The organism is Paenibacillus sp. OT2-17, assembly GCF_009827695.1.
Lineage (GTDB): Bacteria > Bacillota > Bacilli > Paenibacillales > Paenibacillaceae > Paenibacillus > Paenibacillus polymyxa_B.
The window spans coordinates 1-1,202 of the sequence record NZ_WUDQ01000828.1 but is presented as its reverse complement, the minus strand read 5'-3'; the positions used below and the strand labels follow the sequence as shown (position 1 = coordinate 1,202).

General features: G+C 47.2%; 2 protein-coding genes. Both read left to right on the top strand.

Annotated features, from left to right (window positions below; genetic code table 11):
* A partial coding sequence (locus GRP75_RS27450; RefSeq protein ID WP_160790950.1) for a FapA family protein occupies positions 1–894 on the top strand: 894 nt, incomplete at its 5' end.
* 81 nt (positions 895–975) lie between these two features.
* On the top strand, positions 976–1,202 hold a 227-nt coding region (locus GRP75_RS27445; RefSeq protein ID WP_160790949.1), incomplete at its 3' end, for a hypothetical protein.

Here is a 1,202-nt window from a genome sequence, read left to right as displayed (position 1 = left end):
ATGTATGCGGCTATTGACGGACTGGTGACTACGACTGAAAAGGGCAAACTTAATGTATTCCCTGTATATGAAGTGAACGGGGACGTCGATTATAGTGTCGGTAACATTGATTTTGTTGGAACCGTCGTCATTCGTGGGAATGTCTTGACTGGTTTTCGTGTTCGGGCGGCTGGCGACATTCGTGTCATCGGTGGTGTGGAAGGCGCTGAAATTGAGGCGGAAGGTTCAGTGGAAATCAGTGGCGGTATTATCGGATACCATAAGGGGTTCGTGAAAGCTGCACAAAATGTCAAATGCTCATTCATACAAGATGGTAACGTGATTGCCGGAGGCGATATACTTGTATCCCAGAGCATCATGCATTCCCAGATTAAAGCGAGTGTAAATGTACTCTGTGAGGGGACCAAAGGGCTTATCGTAGGTGGCAGTGTACAAGCTGGTAAAAAGGTAGTGGCTCGTACCATCGGTAATACGATGTCCACAGCTACTGTTATCGAAGTTGGTGTGCTTCCCGAACTGCGCGATGAACTGACAGAACTCCGCGCACGTTTGAAGCAGCAGACAGACAGTCAGGATAAAACGAATAAGGCTCTTACCATATTGGATCAGCTTGCCGCCGCCGGACAGCTTGCACCTGAAAGAATGGCTATGCGAATCAAGCTGACATCTACTAAAAAGTCTAATGAACAGGAGCTTTTGGAAACCAAGTCCAGAATGCTTGAAATTGAACGAACATTAGAGGATACAAGCCGCGCACGGGTAGAAGTGAAAAATGTAATTTACGGTGGCTCTAAAATAGTTATCGGCAGATATACAAAATTCATTAAAGATTCAGTGGAAAGAATGGCGTTTTATTATCACGAAGGAGACATCAGCATGTCCTCCTACGTGTAATTCGGCACACTGAAAAACAACATTCAACATTGTATTCCTTGGAAGACAGAACGGATGCCCAATCGGAAAGGGTGTGGTCCAATGAGCTTGAAGGCTGTTGAATTGCAAATCGCCGTACCTCGCACCAGCGAAGCAGGAAAATACCAAAGTGAGTCCCAGCAGCGGCCGATGAATGATCAGGCATTGCTTGGACAAAAGGCCGCGTTGGAGACGGAAAACATGCGTCAGCGAAGCAGTGCCGTAGACCAGTCTGCGGAAACATTCGTCGGTGAGCGGAAAACAGGAGGGCAGAGCAGAGATTCTTCCCA